The sequence below is a fragment of the Providencia alcalifaciens genome (assembly GCF_020271745.1).
Lineage (GTDB): Bacteria > Pseudomonadota > Gammaproteobacteria > Enterobacterales > Enterobacteriaceae > Providencia > Providencia alcalifaciens_B.
On the sequence record NZ_CP084296.1, the window covers coordinates 1,168,554 to 1,187,001 of the forward strand.

At 43.9% G+C, this 18,448-nt stretch carries 12 protein-coding genes, 6 tRNA genes and 4 rRNA genes; 2 read left to right on the forward strand and 20 right to left on the reverse strand.

Going from position 1 to position 18,448, the window contains the following annotated elements; translation table 11 throughout:
* Nucleotides 1–8 precede the first annotated feature (8 nt).
* From rpsJ to LDO51_RS05450, 8 genes are all read right to left on the reverse strand, one after another.
* On the reverse strand, nt 9–320 hold the full coding sequence (rpsJ, locus tag LDO51_RS05415; RefSeq protein WP_001181005.1) for a 30S ribosomal protein S10: 312 nt from the start codon (nt 318–320) through the stop codon (nt 9–11).
* Nucleotides 321–642: 322 nt separating this feature from the next.
* Nucleotides 643–1,116 (reverse strand): bacterioferritin, encoded by a 474-nt coding sequence (gene bfr / locus LDO51_RS05420; protein ID WP_225576622.1) that lies wholly within the window; start codon nt 1,114–1,116, stop codon nt 643–645.
* Between the two features lie 121 nt (nt 1,117–1,237).
* The gene (gene bfd, locus LDO51_RS05425) at nt 1,238–1,438 is read right to left on the reverse strand and encodes a bacterioferritin-associated ferredoxin (RefSeq protein WP_225576623.1); all 201 of its coding nucleotides are present in this window, start codon (nt 1,436–1,438) and stop codon (nt 1,238–1,240) included.
* A 179-nt stretch (nt 1,439–1,617) separates the two neighbouring features.
* Nucleotides 1,618–2,802, reverse strand: a complete 1,185-nt coding sequence (gene tuf / locus LDO51_RS05430; RefSeq protein WP_096759607.1) for an elongation factor Tu — start codon at nt 2,800–2,802, stop codon at nt 1,618–1,620.
* A gap of 123 nt (nt 2,803–2,925) precedes the next feature.
* Nucleotides 2,926–3,001: transfer RNA gene (locus tag LDO51_RS05435), tRNA-Thr, on the reverse strand.
* 6 nt (nt 3,002–3,007) lie between these two features.
* Nucleotides 3,008–3,082, reverse strand: a tRNA-Gly gene (locus LDO51_RS05440).
* Between the two features lie 71 nt (nt 3,083–3,153).
* Nucleotides 3,154–3,238: transfer RNA gene (locus LDO51_RS05445), tRNA-Tyr, on the reverse strand.
* A gap of 15 nt (nt 3,239–3,253) precedes the next feature.
* Nucleotides 3,254–3,329 (reverse strand) — tRNA-Thr (locus tag LDO51_RS05450).
* Nucleotides 3,330–3,756: 427 nt separating this feature from the next.
* Here LDO51_RS05450 and coaA point away from each other — a divergent pair.
* Nucleotides 3,757–4,707, forward strand: coding sequence for a type I pantothenate kinase (gene coaA, locus LDO51_RS05455; RefSeq protein WP_036950939.1), 951 nt, complete (start codon nt 3,757–3,759; stop codon nt 4,705–4,707).
* Between the two features lie 32 nt (nt 4,708–4,739).
* Here the strand turns inward: coaA and birA are convergent, their stop codons facing one another.
* The 10 genes from birA to btuB form a co-directional block, all read right to left on the reverse strand.
* Complete coding sequence (gene birA / locus LDO51_RS05460) at nt 4,740–5,717, reverse strand: bifunctional biotin--[acetyl-CoA-carboxylase] ligase/biotin operon repressor BirA (protein ID WP_225576624.1); 978 nt, start codon at nt 5,715–5,717, stop codon at nt 4,740–4,742.
* Nucleotides 5,714–6,748, reverse strand: a complete 1,035-nt coding sequence (gene murB / locus LDO51_RS05465) for a UDP-N-acetylmuramate dehydrogenase (protein WP_225576625.1) — start codon at nt 6,746–6,748, stop codon at nt 5,714–5,716. Before murB ends, birA begins: the two co-directional genes overlap by 4 nt.
* A 175-nt stretch (nt 6,749–6,923) precedes the next feature.
* Nucleotides 6,924–7,039, reverse strand: a 5S ribosomal RNA gene (rrf, locus tag LDO51_RS05470).
* A gap of 29 nt (nt 7,040–7,068) precedes the next feature.
* Nucleotides 7,069–7,144: transfer RNA gene (locus LDO51_RS05475), tRNA-Thr, on the reverse strand.
* A 45-nt stretch (nt 7,145–7,189) separates the two neighbouring features.
* Nucleotides 7,190–7,305: ribosomal RNA gene (rrf, locus tag LDO51_RS05480) — 5S ribosomal RNA — on the reverse strand.
* A 130-nt stretch (nt 7,306–7,435) separates the two neighbouring features.
* A 23S ribosomal RNA gene (locus LDO51_RS05485) occupies nt 7,436–10,453 on the reverse strand.
* A 227-nt stretch (nt 10,454–10,680) separates the two neighbouring features.
* A tRNA-Glu gene (locus tag LDO51_RS05490) sits at nt 10,681–10,756 on the reverse strand.
* Nucleotides 10,757–10,841: 85 nt separating this feature from the next.
* A 16S ribosomal RNA gene (locus tag LDO51_RS05495) occupies nt 10,842–12,382 on the reverse strand.
* The 16S, 23S and 5S rRNA genes sit together here with 2 tRNA genes alongside, the layout of an rRNA operon.
* 445 nt (nt 12,383–12,827) lie before the next feature.
* Entirely contained in the window at nt 12,828–13,691 is an 864-nt protein-coding gene (gene murI / locus LDO51_RS05500) for a glutamate racemase (RefSeq protein WP_225577225.1), read from the reverse strand.
* Nucleotides 13,636–15,495 carry a TonB-dependent vitamin B12 receptor BtuB gene (btuB, locus tag LDO51_RS05505; protein WP_225576626.1) on the reverse strand — a complete coding sequence of 620 codons (1,860 nt, stop codon included), beginning with the start codon at nt 15,493–15,495 and terminating at the stop codon, nt 13,636–13,638. Before btuB ends, murI begins: the two co-directional genes overlap by 56 nt.
* A gap of 477 nt (nt 15,496–15,972) precedes the next feature.
* Here btuB and trmA point away from each other — a divergent pair, with 477 nt between their 5' ends.
* Entirely contained in the window at nt 15,973–17,070 is a 1,098-nt protein-coding gene (trmA, locus tag LDO51_RS05510; RefSeq protein ID WP_225577226.1) for a tRNA (uridine(54)-C5)-methyltransferase TrmA, read from the forward strand.
* Between the two features lie 87 nt (nt 17,071–17,157).
* On the opposite strand, the gene LDO51_RS05515 is transcribed toward trmA, so the two are convergent.
* Both LDO51_RS05515 and fabR read right to left on the reverse strand, forming a co-directional pair.
* On the reverse strand, nt 17,158–17,547 hold the full coding sequence (locus LDO51_RS05515) for a YijD family membrane protein (protein ID WP_225576627.1): 390 nt from the start codon (nt 17,545–17,547) through the stop codon (nt 17,158–17,160).
* A gap of 10 nt (nt 17,548–17,557) precedes the next feature.
* Nucleotides 17,558–18,217: an HTH-type transcriptional repressor FabR gene (fabR, locus tag LDO51_RS05520; protein ID WP_036950902.1), complete on the reverse strand. Its 660-nt coding sequence runs from the start codon at nt 18,215–18,217 to the stop codon at nt 17,558–17,560.
* Between the last annotated feature and the right edge of the window lie 231 nt (nt 18,218–18,448).

The following is an 18,448-nucleotide window of genomic DNA, read 5'->3' on the forward strand; positions in this document are numbered from 1 at the left end:
CGACCTGATTAACCCAGGCTGATCTGCACGTCAACGCCGGCAGCCAGATCCAGACGCATCAGAGCATCAACGGTCTTCTCGGTTGGCTCAACGATGTCAACCAGACGTTTGTGAGTGCGAATTTCGTACTGATCACGCGCGTCTTTGTTAACGTGCGGAGAGATCAGAACGGTAAAACGCTCTTTACGTGTCGGCAGCGGGATAGGACCACGTACTTGCGCACCAGTGCGCTTAGCAGTCTCTACGATTTCCGCAGTTGATTGATCGATTAAACGATGATCAAAAGCTTTCAGGCGGATACGGATTCTTTGGTTCTGCATGAGACCAGAGCTCCAACTATTTTATAAACGTAAATGATTACTCCTCGCACCCATTTCGATTGATAGGGGAGTGTAATCGTTCTTGATGTAACCCCCATATCGGGAGTATTGTCTAAATGAGCAACAAATCGTTGACTCAATACTGAGATTTCAGTCCTAAAATTTAGGGCTTACTCATCAGTAAGCCCGCGCATTATACGTAATTTATCGCGAAACGCAAGCAATCGGGGAAAATATGTGCGAATTTTCTGATAAGCTAATTCAGCAGATATAAAAAAGGCCCATCACTGGGCCTAATTACGTTTTCATCAATAATAAAAAGCTATTCTTCCATAACTTGTGCTTGAAGATAGTTTTGCATGCCTAGACGCTTGATCAATTCCAGTTGAGTTTCAATCCAGTCTATGTGATTTTCTTCATCTGCAAGAATCTCTATCATTAAGTCTCGACTAACATAGTCATGAATTGAATCCGCATAACTAATAGCTTCTTTTAAATTTTTGGCACCATCAAGTTCTAATTTCAAATCTGAAGCAAGCATCTCTTCAACATCTTCACCAATATTTAGCTTGCCTAGATCTTGTAGATTCGGAATACCTTCGAGAAATAAAATGCGTTCAATGTACTTATCCGCATGTTTCATTTCATCAATCGATTCGTGATACTCCATCTCATTGAGTTTAGTCAGCCCCCAATTTTTAAACATCCGGGCATGTAGAAAATATTGATTAATTGCAACAAGTTCATTGCCCAGCAATTTATTTAAGTGGGCTATCATTTTTTTATCGCCTTTCATTTTTACCCTCCATCGCTTCCAGTCCTATAAGTGTAGTACTGAACTTGATGATATGAATGATATTTACACAGTTATCTGTGTGGCGAATTTTAACTGAACAATAGATGAGTATGTGAAAGGGTTATGCGACGTGTTCAATACACTGTTCTTCGAAGTGCTGAAGTTCTTCCTGCAAAATCTCGCGCGTTTGTCGGATACATTTTCCACATTCGCGCCCTACTGGCAAAATTTGACGTAGCCCTTTCAACGAGGTGACGTGATATTTTCGCGCCGCGTTTCTGATCTGTTTATCAGTGATTGCTTCACAAAGGCATACATACATGATCATTTACCTGCATAAATTACATACAGCAAGTTTAAATGAAAATGATTGGCATTTCAATTATCATTAACGCAATGCTTGAAAAGGGAATAAATTAATGAGCTATATAAAAACAAAAAGGACGTCCTAAGACGTCCCTTTTTACTAAAGTGGTTCTTTCTTATTCAGAAAGAGCGGTATTATGCAATGATTCTTGCAACAACACCCGCACCTACAGTACGACCACCTTCACGGATTGCGAAACGTAAACCATCATCCATCGCGATTGGGTGAATCAGAGTCACGATCATGTTGATGTTGTCGCCTGGCATTACCATCTCTACGCCTTCTGGCAGTTCGATAGTACCGGTTACGTCAGTTGTACGGAAGTAGAACTGTGGACGGTAACCTTTGAAGAATGGAGTATGACGACCACCTTCATCTTTGCTCAGAATATAAACTTCTGATTCGAATTGAGTGTGTGGCTTGATTGAACCTGGTTTAGCCAGTACTTGACCACGTTGAATTTCTTCACGCTTAGTACCACGCAGCAGAACACCAACGTTCTCACCCGCACGACCTTCGTCCAGCAGTTTACGGAACATTTCAACGCCAGTACAAGTCGTTTTAGCCGTTGCTTGGATACCAACGATTTCAACTTCTTCACCAACTTTGATGATACCACGCTCAACACGGCCTGTTACTACTGTACCACGACCAGAGATTGAGAATACGTCTTCGATTGGCAGCAGGAATGGCTTGTCAATTGCACGCTCTGGTTCTGGGATGTAAGAATCCAGGTAGCCTGCTAATTCAACAATTTTTGCTTCCCACTCTGGGTTGCCTTCCAGCGCTTTCAGTGCTGAACCACGAACAACTGGAGTGTCGTCGCCTGGGAAATCGTACTGAGACAGAAGTTCACGAACTTCCATTTCAACTAATTCTAACAGTTCTTCGTCGTCTACCATGTCACATTTGTTCAGGAAAACGATGATGTAAGGAACACCTACTTGGCGACCTAACAGGATGTGCTCACGAGTTTGTGGCATTGGGCCATCAGTCGCAGCAACAACCAGAATTGCACCGTCCATCTGCGCAGCACCAGTGATCATGTTTTTAACATAGTCGGCGTGTCCTGGGCAGTCTACGTGTGCGTAGTGGCGAGTTGGAGTATCGTATTCTACGTGAGAAGTAGAAATGGTGATACCACGCGCTTTTTCTTCTGGTGCGTTATCGATTTGGTCGAATGCACGAGCGTTACCGCCGTAAGTTTTAGCCAGAACAGTAGTGATTGCTGCTGTCAGGGTAGTTTTACCATGGTCAACGTGGCCGATTGTACCAACGTTAACGTGCGGTTTTGAACGTTCAAATTTTTCTTTAGACATTAGATTGTCCCTCTAAGACACGGAATCGGTGGTTAAACCACATCAACCAAGCAAGGATTAAATTCGCTTGTATTCTTTCTTTACAGGAGACAAAACAGGAGATAATTGAGAACATCGGGGAAGTGGTGCTGATAGGCAGATTCGAACTGCCGACCTCACCCTTACCAAGGGTGTGCTCTACCAACTGAGCTATATCAGCACATCTTGGAGCGGGCAGCGGGAATCGAACCCGCATCATCAGCTTGGAAGGCTGAGGTAATAGCCATTATACGATGCCCGCAATGAACTCGGCTACCTGAGTTATCAGCTGTTAAACTGTTTTCCGCAAAGCTTATAGAAGCTTATAGGAGATGGTGGTGGGAGAAGGATTCGAACCTTCGAAGTCTGTGACGGCAGATTTACAGTCTGCTCCCTTTGGCCGCTTGGGTATCCCACCTATCCAAATTTTTAATGGTGCCGGCACCAAGAGTCGAACTCGGGACCTACTGATTACAAGTCAGTTGCTCTACCAACTGAGCTATGCCGGCATCAAGTGCTGCGCATTCTAGGAAGAGTGAGCGCAGGTTGCAACAAAAAAATTTAATTTTTTGTTCATTCGCTCATATTTTATTCAATTTTTGCAATTTTGTTGATTTTTTATCTATTTTAAGATTAAAACATCAACAGCAGCCATTAACTATAATCGATTATAATCTGAGGAGTAAAGCACCGTTATCGAGTTTAGTTTCGTAAATTATAACTTTTTTTATTCACTACACCGTTTTTCCACTATTTTGATCGTTTAGTTTTTCAGCAAAAATCCTGTTTTTTTTTGCATACGTCAAAAAAAATTCACATAAAACACAAAAAAACCTACGCCTACCTCTCTTCACTCGCTATGATGCTACCAAATTTTATGGATACAGATGCTTTTGCAGCCTGTCCAACCTGCACACAATAGGCAGATGTTGGTTTATGAAACAAAAAGAAAATTTTATGACGACACCATATTTAGAGTTCGATAGAGAGCATTGGGCCACTTTACGTGATTCTGTACCTCTGACATTATCATCAAGTGAGCTTCTTGAACTTAAAGGTATTAATGAAGAGCTCTCTATGGATGATGTCATCGAAATTTATCTTCCTCTATCTCGTCTACTGAACTTCTATATAAGTTCCAATTTGCGCCGCCAGGCGGTGTTAGAGCAGTTTTTAGGAACGAATGGTGCAAAAGTGCCATATATCATTGGTATTGCTGGCAGTGTTGCTGTAGGGAAGAGTACTACGGCTCGTTTGCTACAAGCGCTATTGACCCGTTGGCCAGAACATAGAAAAGTTGATTTGATTACTACCGATGGCTTCTTATATCCAAACCAAGTCTTACGCGACAAAGATATAATGAAGAAAAAAGGCTTTCCTCAGTCTTACGATATGCGAAAGTTGGTGAACTTTGTATCTCAAATCAAGTCAGGAGCGCGCAATGTTGCTGCCCCTGTTTATTCGCATTTAACCTACGATATTGTCCCTGATCAGACACAAGTCATCGACCAACCTGATATTTTAATATTAGAAGGGTTAAACGTTCTTCAAAGTGATATGGACTACCCTCAAGATCCTCACCATGTCTTTGTTTCTGATTTTGTTGATTTTTCCATTTATGTTGATGCCGATCCTCAATTGCTGAAGCAATGGTATATCGGACGCTTTTTGAAATTTAGACAAGGTGCGTTTTCTGATCCCGATTCATATTTCCATAATTATTCTAAGCTCAGTGAAGAAGAAGCTATCAATGTCGCGAGTTCTATTTGGGATGAGATTAATGGTTTAAATCTTGAAGAGAATATTTTGCCAACTAAAGAACGGGCAAGTTTAATTATGACCAAAGGTGAAAATCATTCTATTAGGAATGTACGCTTAAGAAAATAATTGATAAGGCCGGTGTTATCCGGCCAATTTAATTAATTCTCATTCGATCTTAATGATATTTCACCACCAATATAAGGGATAATTTCTCCATTTTCTTTTTGTAATAACAGAGCACCCTGCTCATTTATCCCCCTTTCAACACCAACAATAATATCATTACCAATCAATAATTTAACATTACGATTTAAAAAGTTATCTAATTCAATCCATCGAGACAAAAAGGGTTTCAATCCTTGTTTCTCAAAGATACGTAATGATTCTTTTAAGGAATTAATAATAGTACCAGCTAATTCATTTCTCTCGATATTTTCAATTTCATCAATTAATGCAGACCAAGCTTGGTTAATTGTTTCCTCTTTCTTAATGATATTTTTACTCATACCAATATTAATACCAACACCAATAATAATATGCGCTGCGTCACCAGTTTTACCAGTTAGTTCAACCAGAATTCCAGCAAGCTTCTTATCGTTCATGTAGAGGTCATTAGGCCATTTAACTTTGACTTTATTTCCACATAATTTATTTAAAGTTTCAGCAATCACAATACCAACAACTAAGCTCAAACCAATCGCAGCGGCAGGACCTTGTTCTAACTTCCAATATGTTGAAAGGTAAAGATTACATCCGAATGGTGAAATCCATTGGCGTCCACGACGCCCTCTTCCCGCACTTTGGTATTCAGCTAAGCAAGTATCCCCAGATTGCAGATAAGGAATTCGATCCAACATATATTGATTAGTTGAATCGATAACCGGCTCAATTATGACATTAGAATCTATAACATATTGCTCAATACGTTCTTTACTCAATAGGTTAATTTGCGAAGGAAGCTGATACCCTTTGCTAGTCACCGTTTGAATATCAAGACCCCATGAGCGCAATGTTTTAATATGTTTGTTAATTGCAGCTCTTGTCATTCCTAAGTGCTCACCCAGTTGTTCCCCTGAATGAATCTGCCCATCCGCCAAAATATCGATAACCTGTAATGGAATACTCATCTCTTTCATTGTATGCAGTCCACCGCATTGACTTCACCATTTCGTCCTATAAAACGAACTTCAGGCTCCAAAAATATATCGAAATGCTGTGCAACAGTGTGGCTGACATGCTTAGCTAACTCCACAATATCTTTTCCTGTCGCATTTTCTTTATTGATCAATACTAAAGCTTGCTGTGTATGAACTGCAGCACCGCCTAGTTCGTAGCCTTTTAAGCCGCATTGGTCAATCAACCAACCTGCAGCTAATTTCACGTTTCCATCTGCCTGAGCGTATTGGGGACAATTAGGGTAACTAGCTTTAATTCTCTCCGCAAACTCAGCAGAAACGACTGGATTTTTAAAGAAACTACCAGCATTACCTGTAACTGCGGGATCGGGTAATTTACTTCTGCGAGTCGCACATACAGTCTCAAACACATCTGAAGGCGTTACAGTATGAGGGTCGAGCTTCACTAAATCACCATATGCGAGCTTTGGCGACCATTCCTTAGCGAAAATCAATCCAACGCTGATAATCGCATGTGAGTTCTGATATTCATGTTTAAAGATACTATCTCGATATCCAAAACCGCATTCTTCTGCAGGGATCCGAGTGATTCTACCTGTATCTAAGCAGAGGATATCCACATACTCACAAACGTCTTTTAGCTCTACCCCATAAGCTCCGATATTTTGTATCGGTGCAGAGCCTACGCACCCAGGGATCAGCGCTAAATTCTCTGCGCCATATATTTCTTTATGAAGCAATGTTTCAAGTAATTGATGCCAGTTTTCTCCTGCACATGCGTGTACATGCCAAGCATCTGCAGACTCAGTAATTTCGATACCTTTAATTCTGTTTACAATGACCACACCGTCAAAGTCTTCAATAAATAACACATTACTTCCCCCGCCTAATAGCAGCACTGGAAGATTGTCATTTTTTGCTGTTGTCCACTGTTGATACAGCACATCAACACTTTGTACAATGTCCACCTTAATAGCTTTAGCATCAATACCGAAGCTATTAAGTGATTTGAGTTCGGCGGTCAGGTTCATTGCATCCTTCATTTTCAAATAAGATCTAAGATTTTATAAGTCTATCAGCCAGACCTAGCAGTGGATAGCATGTAGGCAGAAATAATATGATAAGTAAGAAATTGAGAAGAGCATTGAAAAATACAAATCGATAGATAGCAAGAAGCCACCCATTGGGTGGCTTCTTATATTTAAAACCTAGCAGTTCCCTACTCTCACATGGGGAGACCCCACACTACCATCGGCGCTACGGCGTTTCACTACTGAGTTCGGCATGGGGTCAGGTGGGACCACCGCGCTATTGCCGCTAGGTAAATTCTTTTAAATTATTTTAGTATTCATGGTGCTGATACCCAGATTCGAACTGGGGACCTCACCCTTACCAAGGGTGTGCTCTACCAACTGAGCCATATCAGCAATATGGTACTGTCAGTCAGTACTGACACAACCTTAAAATTTAATGTCTGGCAGTGTCCTACTCTCACATGGGGAGACCCCACACTACCATCGGCGCTACGGCGTTTCACTACTGAGTTCGGCATGGGGTCAGGTGGGACCACCGCGCTATTGCCGCCAGACAAATTCTGTTTATTCCCGTTTAAGTCTTTTCTTAAACCAGAATATCAATCCTGAACAAGCTGTGTGTCTACCTTGTGGCTTCCACTTTATTGAATCAACTCAATCTCTCTAAAACACCTTCGGTGTTGTCAGGTTAAGCCTCACGGTTCATTAGTATTGGTTAGCTCAACGTATCGCTACGCTTACACACCCAACCTATCAACGTCTTAGTCTTAAACGTTCCTTTAGGACCCTTAAAGGGTCAGGGAAGACTCATCTCAAGGCAAGTTTCCCGCTTAGATGCTTTCAGCGGTTATCTCTTCCGCACTTAGCTACCGGGCAATGCCATTGGCATGACAACCCGAACACCAGTGGTGCGTCCACTCCGGTCCTCTCGTACTAGGAGCAGCCCCTTTCAATCTTCCAACGCCCACGGCAGATAGGGACCGAACTGTCTCACGACGTTCTAAACCCAGCTCGCGTACCACTTTAAACGGCGAACAGCCGTACCCTTGGGACCTACTTCAGCCCCAGGATGTGATGAGCCGACATCGAGGTGCCAAACACCGCCGTCGATATGAACTCTTGGGCGGTATCAGCCTGTTATCCCCGGAGTACCTTTTATCCGTTGAGCGATGGCCCTTCCATACAGAACCACCGGATCACTAAGACCTACTTTCGTACCTGCTCGAGCCGTCACTCTCGCAGTCAAGCTGGCTTATGCCTTTGCACTAACCGCATGATGTCCGACCATGCTTAGCCAACCTTCGTGCTCCTCCGTTACTCTTTGGGAGGAGACCGCCCCAGTCAAACTACCCACCAGACACTGTCCGCACCCCAGATAATGGGGCAACGTTAGAACATCAAACATTAAAGGGTGGTATTTCAAGGTTGGCTCCACGCAGACTGGCGTCCACGCTTCAAAGCCTCCCACCTATCCTACACATCAAGGCTCAATGTTCAGTGTCAAGCTATAGTAAAGGTTCACGGGGTCTTTCCGTCTTGCCGCGGGTACACTGCATCTTCACAGCGAGTTCAATTTCACTGAGTCTCGGGTGGAGACAGCCTGGCCATCATTACGCCATTCGTGCAGGTCGGAACTTACCCGACAAGGAATTTCGCTACCTTAGGACCGTTATAGTTACGGCCGCCGTTTACTGGGGCTTCGATCAAGAGCTTCTCCTTACGGATAACCCCATCAATTAACCTTCCAGCACCGGGCAGGCGTCACACCGTATACGTCCACTTTCGTGTTTGCACAGTGCTGTGTTTTTAATAAACAGTTGCAGCCAGCTGGTATCTGCGACTGGCTTCAGCTCCATGGGTAAACCACTTCACCTAATGCCAGCGTGCCTTCTCCCGAAGTTACGGCACCATTTTGCCTAGTTCCTTCACCCGAGTTCTCTCAAGCGCCTGAGTATTCTCTACCTGACCACCTGTGTCGGTTTGGGGTACGATTAATGATAATCTAGAGCTTAGAGGCTTTTCCTGGAAGCGGGGTATAAGCTACTTCGCCACCGTAGTGACTCGTCATCAGACCTCAGCATATAGTGAACCGGATTTGCCTAATTCACCTGCCTACATCCTTAAACCGGGACAACCGTCGCCCGGCCAGCCTAACCTTCTCCGTCCCCCCATCGCAATTATCACCAGTACGGGAATATTAACCCGTTTCCCATCGACTACGCATTTCTGCCTCGCCTTAGGGGTCGACTCACCCTGCCCCGATTAACGTTGGACAGGAACCCTTGGTCTTCCGGCGTGCGGGTTTTTCACCCGCATTATCGTTACTTATGTCAGCATTCGCACTTCTGATACCTCCAGCATGCCTCACAGCACACCTTCACAGGCTTACAGAACGCTCCCCTACCCAACAATATTTACATATCGCTGCCGCAGCTTCGGTGCATAGTTTAGCCCCGTTACATCTTCCGCGCAGGCCGACTCGACCAGTGAGCTATTACGCTTTCTTTAAATGATGGCTGCTTCTAAGCCAACATCCTGGCTGTCTGAGCCTTCCCACTTCGTTTCCCACTTAACTATGACTTTGGGACCTTAGCTGGCGGTCTGGGTTGTTTCCCTCTTCACGACGAACGTTAGCACCCGCCGTGTGTCTCCCGTGATAACATTCTTCGGTATTCGTAGTTTGCATCGAGTTGGTAAGTCGGGATGACCCCCTAGTCGAAACAGTGCTCTACCCCCGAAGATGAGTTCACGAGGCGCTACCTAAATAGCTTTCGGGGAGAACCAGCTATCTCCCGGTTTGATTGGCCTTTCACCCCCAGCCACAAGTCATCCGCTAATTTTTCAACATTAGTCGGTTCGGTCCTCCAGTTAGTGTTACCCAACCTTCAACCTGCCCATGGCTAGATCACCGGGTTTCGGGTCTATACCCTGCAACTTATTCGCCCAGTTAAGACTCGGTTTCCCTACGGCTCCCCTATACGGTTAACCTTGCTACAGAATATAAGTCGCTGACCCATTATACAAAAGGTACGCAGTCACCCCACCCCAAAGCACATTCACTGCTTGTTTTGTGTGTTGGACGTCGCAAAAAGCGCTCCGTCAACGCGTGTTGAATGCCACTTCAAAGTTATCCTCAACACCAGAAAATGCTTTGGTGGTGGGGCTCCCACTGCTTGTACGTACACGGTTTCAGGTTCTATTTCACTCCCCTCGCCGGGGTTCTTTTCGCCTTTCCCTCACGGTACTGGTTCACTATCGGTCAATCAGGAGTATTTAGCCTTGGAGGATGGTCCCCCCATATTCAGACAGGATAACACGTGTCCCGCCCTACTCGTCGAGTTCACAACACTAACACCTTCGGATACGGGGCTATCACCCTTTACTGCCGGCCTTTCCAGACCGTTCTCCTGATGCTAATGCTGATTAAGACTCTGGGCTGCTCCCCGTTCGCTCGCCGCTACTAGGGGAATCTCGGTTGATTTCTTTTCCTCGAGGTACTGAGATGTTTCAGTTCCCTCGGTTCGCCTCGTTTGACTATGTATTCATCAAACGATAGTGCAACGAATTGCACTGGGTTTCCCCATTCGGAAATCGTCGGTTGTAACGGTTCATATCACCTTACCGACGCTTATCGCAGATTAGCACGTCCTTCATCGCCTCTGATTGCCTAGGCATCCACCGTGTACGCTTAGTCGCTTAACCTCACAACCCGAAGGTGTCTTTTATCAACTGACCCGACGGCCAATTGAACACTTTCAAGTTGAGATTTTTGAGAGACTCTCACATTGTTTAAGCGATAAACAATGTGCGTTGTTTTCAATTTTCAGCTTGTTCCAGATTGTTAAAGAGCATAATTGTTAAACCAACTACAACGTAATTGGCTTAATCATTATTTGTGGGGAACGTCTTTCACTCATTCTCCGCGCAATTGGCGTCCCCTAGGGGATTCGAACCCCTGTTACCGCCGTGAAAGGGCGGTGTCCTAGGCCTCTAGACGAAGGGGACACTACAGTCAGCTTCGCAGACGCGCTTTTTGCTCTACTTTCTATCAGACAATCTGTGTGAGCACTTCACAAGTACACTTCAATGGTAAGGAGGTGATCCAACCGCAGGTTCCCCTACGGTTACCTTGTTACGACTTCACCCCAGTCATGAATCACAAAGTGGTAAGCGCCCTCCCGAAGGTTAAGCTACCTACTTCTTTTGCAACCCACTCCCATGGTGTGACGGGCGGTGTGTACAAGGCCCGGGAACGTATTCACCGTAGCATTCTGATCTACGATTACTAGCGATTCCGACTTCATGGAGTCGAGTTGCAGACTCCAATCCGGACTACGACGTACTTTATGAGTTCCGCTTGCTCTCGCGAGGTCGCTTCTCTTTGTATACGCCATTGTAGCACGTGTGTAGCCCTACTCGTAAGGGCCATGATGACTTGACGTCATCCCCACCTTCCTCCGGTTTATCACCGGCAGTCTCCTTTGAGTTCCCACCATCACGTGCTGGCAACAAAGGATAAGGGTTGCGCTCGTTGCGGGACTTAACCCAACATTTCACAACACGAGCTGACGACAGCCATGCAGCACCTGTCTCAGAGTTCCCGAAGGCACTAAAGCATCTCTGCTAAATTCTCTGGATGTCAAGAGTAGGTAAGGTTCTTCGCGTTGCATCGAATTAAACCACATGCTCCACCGCTTGTGCGGGCCCCCGTCAATTCATTTGAGTTTTAACCTTGCGGCCGTACTCCCCAGGCGGTCGATTTAACGCGTTAGCTCCGGAAGCCACTCCTCAAGGGAACAACCTCCAAATCGACATCGTTTACAGCGTGGACTACCAGGGTATCTAATCCTGTTTGCTCCCCACGCTTTCGCACCTGAGCGTCAGTCTTTGTCCAGGGGGCCGCCTTCGCCACCGGTATTCCTCCACATCTCTACGCATTTCACCGCTACACATGGAATTCTACCCCCCTCTACAAGACTCTAGCTGACCAGTCTTAGATGCCATTCCCAGGTTAAGCCCGGGGATTTCACATCTAACTTAATCAACCGCCTGCGTGCGCTTTACGCCCAGTAATTCCGATTAACGCTTGCACCCTCCGTATTACCGCGGCTGCTGGCACGGAGTTAGCCGGTGCTTCTTCTGTTGGTAACGTCAATCGTTGATGATATTAGCATCAACGCCTTCCTCCCAACTGAAAGTACTTTACAACCCTAAGGCCTTCTTCATACACGCGGCATGGCTGCATCAGGCTTGCGCCCATTGTGCAATATTCCCCACTGCTGCCTCCCGTAGGAGTCTGGGCCGTGTCTCAGTCCCAGTGTGGCTGATCATCCTCTCAGACCAGCTAGGGATCGTCGCCTTGGTGAGCCATTACCTCACCAACTAGCTAATCCCATATGGGTTCATCCGATAGCGCAAGGACCGAAGTTCCCCTGCTTTGCTCCTAAGAGATTATGCGGTATTAGCTACCGTTTCCAGTAGTTATCCCCCTCTATCGGGCAGATCCCCATACATTACTCACCCGTCCGCCGCTCGTCAGCGAGAAGCAAGCTTCTCCTGTTACCGCTCGACTTGCATGTGTTAGGCCTGCCGCCAGCGTTCAATCTGAGCCATGATCAAACTCTTCAATTAAAAAGCTTGATGCTCAAAGAATGTTTACTGTCGTTTGATTTCCGAAGAAACCAAATTACCTATTAGTTCATATATATGAATTAACGTGTTAGTCACTCTTCAAGACTTAAAATCAAATATTTTTTTGATAGTGTCCTGTGAGTGCCCACACAGATTGTCTGATAAATTGTTAAAGAGCGGTGCGACATTTCTTTTGGAAATTCGACTCAGTTTTTATCAACTTAGGTCGTTGTCGCGAGGTGGCGTATATTACGCTTTCCTCAGTGAGAGTCAAGTATTTTTTTACTTAATCTTTTCAGATTCTCTCGCTGCCGTTTCAGTGTCCATCGCGCTTTGCGTTGGCTTGTTCCCGGTCAGTGGATGCGCATTATAGGGAGTCAGAAAAATCTGGCAACCCTTTTTTTGATGTTTTTTTCCGTTCGCTCAGCTTTTCAGCTAATTTGGCTTAAATTGCCAGTTTTTTCAGCGATTTGAAGCCTTCAGCCTCAAGAACAGGCCTTAATTCTTGTAAACTCTCATTCATTAATAAGCAGTAAGCAAAGTCTTCTTCATTTGAATCTGTAACTTCAGCCTGATTATTGATGAGCCAAACGGTTCTTCTGGCAATCGCGGCGCCAGAATCAATAAATCGAGTTCCGCTCGGTAGCACTTTTTCTAACTCTTCTACTATAAGAGGGAAATGGGTGCAGCCAAGAATCACTGTATCTGGCGCTTCTTTCATTTTGATCCACGGTTTTACGGCTTGAGCCACCTCATCCAGCGGCAGTATTTCACCATGTAACTTTCTTTCTGCTAGTTGTACGAGTTCCGCGGAACCTAAAGAGATCACTTTACAGTCTGTTGCAAAGCGTTCAATCAGCTCTTTTGTGTATTCACGATTTACCGTCCCCCGAGTTGCCAGCAAACCAACAACACCATTACGCGTCAGTTTGGTTGCGGGCTTAATCGCCGGAACGACGCCGACAATAGGGAAAGTAAAGTTCGTTCTTAAATTAGGCAAGCTCACCGTACTTGCAGTGTTACACGCAATGACGGCAATGGTGAGTGGGTGTTTTTTCGCAATAGCATTAACGATTTGATAAACCCTATCAATAATGAACTCTTCGCTTTTTTCCCCATAAGGGAAGGCTTCATTATCGAATGCATATATATAGTGTGCATTCGGGATCAGTTTTTTAACTTCACGATAGACAGATAACCCGCCCACTCCGGAGTCAAATACCAGAATGGTCGGGCGAACAGATAGGTCGTTATTAGAAGTTGTAGCTTCCTGTGAGGAAATATTCTCTTCCAGCGGTGCGATAACCATACGCGGTCTCATAGTCTTTATCGAACATATTAGCTATTTTACCACGAATTGTGAGATGTGAAGTGATTGGATATGCAGCCGTGATATCCCAAAGGCTAACGCCGCCAACTTTTGTGCGTTGATAACTTTCATTGATATCGTAACGCTGCCCTATATATTGATAAGTTAGCCCCATATCTACAGTAGCCATATTCCAATCTAACTGATACTTAACTTGCTGTTTGGCACGGCGATTCAGGATCTGATTGGTCTCTTTATTCCTAGGGTCAATATATTGTAAGGTAAGCTGATGATGGAAAATCCATGTATCCATGTCCCCCACCCACTCAACACCTTTGATTCTTGCTTTCTTTATATTGCTATATTGCCCTTTAGGACTAAAATCGATCATATTATCTATATCATTCCTATAGGCAGTCAAACTCCAATCGAGAGGTCCACTAAGACCTTCAATCCCACCCTCCCACTGTGAACTTTCTTCTGGGTTTAAATTTTCATTTGGCCCCCAACGACCGTACAGTTGATCTAATGTTGGTGCTTTATATGCAGTTGCGTATGAACCAATCAGTCTATAACCTTCAATGAACTCCCATCCCGCACCTGTTTGCCATGTAGAGTGCCAGCCATATTTAGAGTGATAATCACTGCGAACAGCGCCTTCAACAGTGACTTGGTTAAATTGATTTTGTCCTGTTATGTACAACCCAGTATCATCAACACTACGTTTTTTAGCGATAAAATTATGATTCGGTTGAATCGATTGTCGATTCCAATCAATACCCGCACTGATTCCACCGTTATCTAACTTAAAGGTATTTCCCCATTGTAAGTTATATTGTTCTGAGTCCTTTAGTAATGAGGATTTATCATAGCGCCCTTTTCTTGGGTCAAAATCATAATCTTTTAAATGGCTATAACTGGAAATTAGTTGGGAAGAATAAATACCTTTCGTAAATTTAACGCCTACATCATAATTTCTACTTGATAATTCGCGTGTATCTGCGATTACACCAGCATAATCCCAACTTGGTTCTGCATCATATTTTGTTCTGTTATCATAGCCATAAGCTCTGGCAAACCCACTGAACTCATCGCTAAATTGATGTTCAAGCCCCAACCATAATGTTTTATTCATAAACCCATCACGATCAGGTTGAGGTGTACCGCCAGTGTTTCCTCGAGCCTCAACATCGAATCCCCATGTGTAGTTATATGAAGCTGATGCGGTTACTTTTGTTTTTTCCCCAATCTGCTGTTGAGTGGAGCCTGTATAGTTTTGATATCCATAGCTACCAAGGGTTGCATCTAATGTCGTTCCGGGCTTAGATCTACCCGTGATAATATTGATGACGCCACCAATAGCATCAGAGCCATAAACCGCTGAACGTGCACCTCGAATGTACTCAATACGTTGAACCATAGATAATGGAATTTGGCTCATATCGGATGAACCACTTACCCCCGCCTGATTCAATCTAATTCCATCAACAAGTACAAGAACATGTCCTGAGTTTGTACCTCTGACAAAAAGCGTACTTAATTGGCCTCTCCCACCACTCTGTGAAATATCCACACCCGGCAGGCGTCTTAATACATCAATCACGGTATTTGACTGCCAATGGTCAATATCTTCACGGGTTACGACAGTGACTGGCACTAATATAGAAGAGATAGGTTGCTCGAAACGGTTAGCAGACACTACCATTTCATCAGACGAGTTTGAGTTTGCACTTGCCAAAGAGGAAATACCGCACAACACTGCCAGAGCTGCCACCGATAGTGGTAGCGACTTGTTATTATTCATTATGTTTACACTCGGAAAATCAATTAAATTAACATTCCGCGAGGTTGAATACAGATTCGCGCAAATATTCAACAAAGCGATTGGAAGCGTGGCAGGTATCGGACTTATAAAGTGACAAGTTGGGTTTCTATATATGAAGCGATATATAAAATGAAAATTCGACCTGTTATATCCCCTAAATAATTCAAGCTGCATGTAGGCGGCAAGCAAAGATATTCCTAGGAGCATACTGAAGTATGTGACTAGGGTAGCTGAGCGATGCCAACACCCATGTAGCTTGAAGAATGACGGGGATACCTTAATTACCGTTGCGCGTCAGTTCTGGACTCTCACCAAATTCCCTAAAACCACGAACTATTATCCTAAGTTGAATAGTTGTCAGTGTCCATGAATCGATAATGAAAACTGGACATCTTCGCTGCTTGCCCTACAATTTCGCCCCTGATGTGAATTTTGACTGCTTTATGGGGCCATATGATGCAAAACACCTTGCACACCGAAGATTACGAACTGCAACTTGCAGAGAAAGTTGACCGTCTGAAGAGTTTGATGGCCCCTTATGCTGCGCCTGAACCTGAAATTTATTCATCTCCAACTTCCCATTATCGGATGCGTGCAGAATTTAGAATTTGGCACGAAGGGGACGACCTATTTCACATTATGTTTGATAAAGAGACCAAAGAACGCATTCGAATTGAGTCATTTCCAGTTGCTAGTCAACTAATTAACGATATGATGGCTGAACTTCTGCCTTTATTAAAACGTACTGAATTACTGCGCCATAAATTATTCCAGATAGATTACTTATCAACGCTGAGCAATAAGCTGATCGTTTCTCTGCTTTATCATAAGAAATTAGGTGATGAATGGACGGAACAAGCAAAACAATTAAAAGCCGATTTAACGGCAAAAGGCTTTGATGTTCAAATTATTGGCCGCGCCTCTAAAACTAAAATTATGCTCGACCACGATTATGTTGATGAAGTTTTACCTGTAAAAGGGAAAAACATGATTTATCGCCAGGTGGAGAATAGCTTCACACAGCCAAACGCACAGGTGAATATTAAAATGTTAGAGTGGGCGATTGATGCGACTCAGCATTCAACTGGCGATTTATTAGAGCTGTATTGTGGTAATGGCAATTTTTCACTGGCGCTGGCTCAAAACTTCAATCGTGTTTTAGCAACTGAAATTGCTAAGCCTTCAGTGCATGCGGCGCAATACAATATAGAAGCTAACAAAATAAATAATGTGCAGATTATCCGAATGTCTGCAGAAGACTTTACCCAAGCCATGAATGGCGTTCGTGAATTTAATCGCTTAGAAGGGATTAATTTAACGGATTATCAGTGCAATACTATTTTTGTCGACCCACCACGCAGCGGCTTAGATGACAAAACTGTTCAGCTGGTACAAGAATATGACCATATTCTGTATATCTCCTGTAACCCTGAAACGCTGTGCGATAATTTAGTGGAACTCACCAAGACCCATAAAGTCGAAAAACTGGCTTTATTTGACCAATTCCCATACACCCATCATATGGAAAGTGGTGTGTTACTCACTCGACGCTAATTATTATCTGTAAATTATCCATAAAAAAACGCCGCACTATTTTATTATAGAGCGGCGTTTTTATATCTCTTTAATATTCAACGAATATTAATGTTCAGTTTCGCTTTCTAGAGCTTGCTCGTGCAGCTCTTTTTTATGCGATTTCCAACTGCTGTACATCCACAACGCAATAATAACAATCACCGTAGCTGGGATAAAGTTAGAACCGACGTCAGGATGTTGGACGCGTAAAATTGCAGCGTAGCCAAACATACCTAAGAAAAAGCAGCCGGCGACAAATTTGGGTAATCCCATTGGCATGGCTTGATTTAAATAACGCTGGTGTAAACAGTAAACAGCCAAAATTAATGTGACGATTGGGAAGATAGAAAATTCCACAAGGGAATTAAACAGGGTAGAGAACGATCCATGAGTCGATAAGCCAATTACTAAAGACAGCAGTAATGTGCTTCTCTCATAATTCTTGTGTTCCGTCATTGTCTCTCCTTTATTCTTTGGTTAAGTCAGGGTCTGTATCATTTTGTTTTTCTTGCTCGCGGCGGTACCAGTAATAAGCACCTTTGGCTATCATTCGTAGCTGTAACACTAACCGCTCTTCGAGGCGTCGACGTTTTTCTTCATCAATATCAAGCGCTTCAGCACCCGCACTAAACACGATAGTGACCATGGCTTCGGCTTGCATCTCAGTGAAATAACGCGGTGTACGATTTTCTAATTCAAGATAATCCGCTAATTCTGCAATAAAATGTTGGATTTCTCGTGCGACCGCAGCACGAAACTCAGCAGAAGTTCCTGAGCGCTCACGTAATAATAACCTAAACGCGTTAGGGTTATTACCAATAAACTCCATAAAAGTGGAGACTGATGTGCGGATCACACTCCCGCCTTTTGCGATACGCTGACGCGCTTGTCTCATGAGTTGGCGTAGCATCAAACCACTTTCATCAACCATGGTTAACCCAAGCTCATCAACATCTTTGAAGTGACGGTAAAACGAAGTTGGAGCGATGCCCGCTTCACGAGCGACCTCCCGTAAGCTAAGACTAGTAAAACTACGTTCTGCACTTAATTGGCTAAATGCCGCTTCCACGAGCGAACGACGAGTTTTTTCTTTTTGTTTTGCTCTAACGCCAATAGTGTTGCTCACGATTTTCCTAGTTTTCTACAATTAAAACGCCGCGAATAGATCAAAATATCACTTTTGAGTACGCCCATCCGTTAAGCATACCTGAAAATTATTAATCTAGTTTAATGAAAAGATGACTCTCCCATCAATTTTGCCATTTTCAGAATTTCTCCCAGCTTCATTTTGCTAGGTTGTGTCTTTTATCGACTTTTTTTCTATAAACTTTCTATATACTTTGCGCCTCTTTATTTT

Coding starts and splice junctions, on each gene's coding strand:
- rpsJ (WP_001181005.1), bottom strand. CDS start 320: ATGCAGAACCAAAGAATCCGTATCCGCCTGAAAGCTTTTGATCATCGT.
- bfr (WP_225576622.1), bottom strand. CDS start 1,116: ATGAAAGGCGATAAAAAAATGATAGCCCACTTAAATAAATTGCTGGGC.
- bfd (WP_225576623.1), bottom strand. CDS start 1,438: ATGTATGTATGCCTTTGTGAAGCAATCACTGATAAACAGATCAGAAAC.
- tuf (WP_096759607.1), bottom strand. CDS start 2,802: ATGTCTAAAGAAAAATTTGAACGTTCAAAACCGCACGTTAACGTTGGT.
- coaA (WP_036950939.1), top strand. CDS start 3,757: ATGAAACAAAAAGAAAATTTTATGACGACACCATATTTAGAGTTCGAT.
- birA (WP_225576624.1), bottom strand. CDS start 5,717: ATGAAAGAGATGAGTATTCCATTACAGGTTATCGATATTTTGGCGGAT.
- murB (WP_225576625.1), bottom strand. CDS start 6,748: ATGAACCTGACCGCCGAACTCAAATCACTTAATAGCTTCGGTATTGAT.
- murI (WP_225577225.1), bottom strand. CDS start 13,691: ATGGTTATCGCACCGCTGGAAGAGAATATTTCCTCACAGGAAGCTACA.
- btuB (WP_225576626.1), bottom strand. CDS start 15,495: ATGAATAATAACAAGTCGCTACCACTATCGGTGGCAGCTCTGGCAGTG.
- trmA (WP_225577226.1), top strand. CDS start 15,973: ATGCAAAACACCTTGCACACCGAAGATTACGAACTGCAACTTGCAGAG.
- LDO51_RS05515 (WP_225576627.1), bottom strand. CDS start 17,547: ATGACGGAACACAAGAATTATGAGAGAAGCACATTACTGCTGTCTTTA.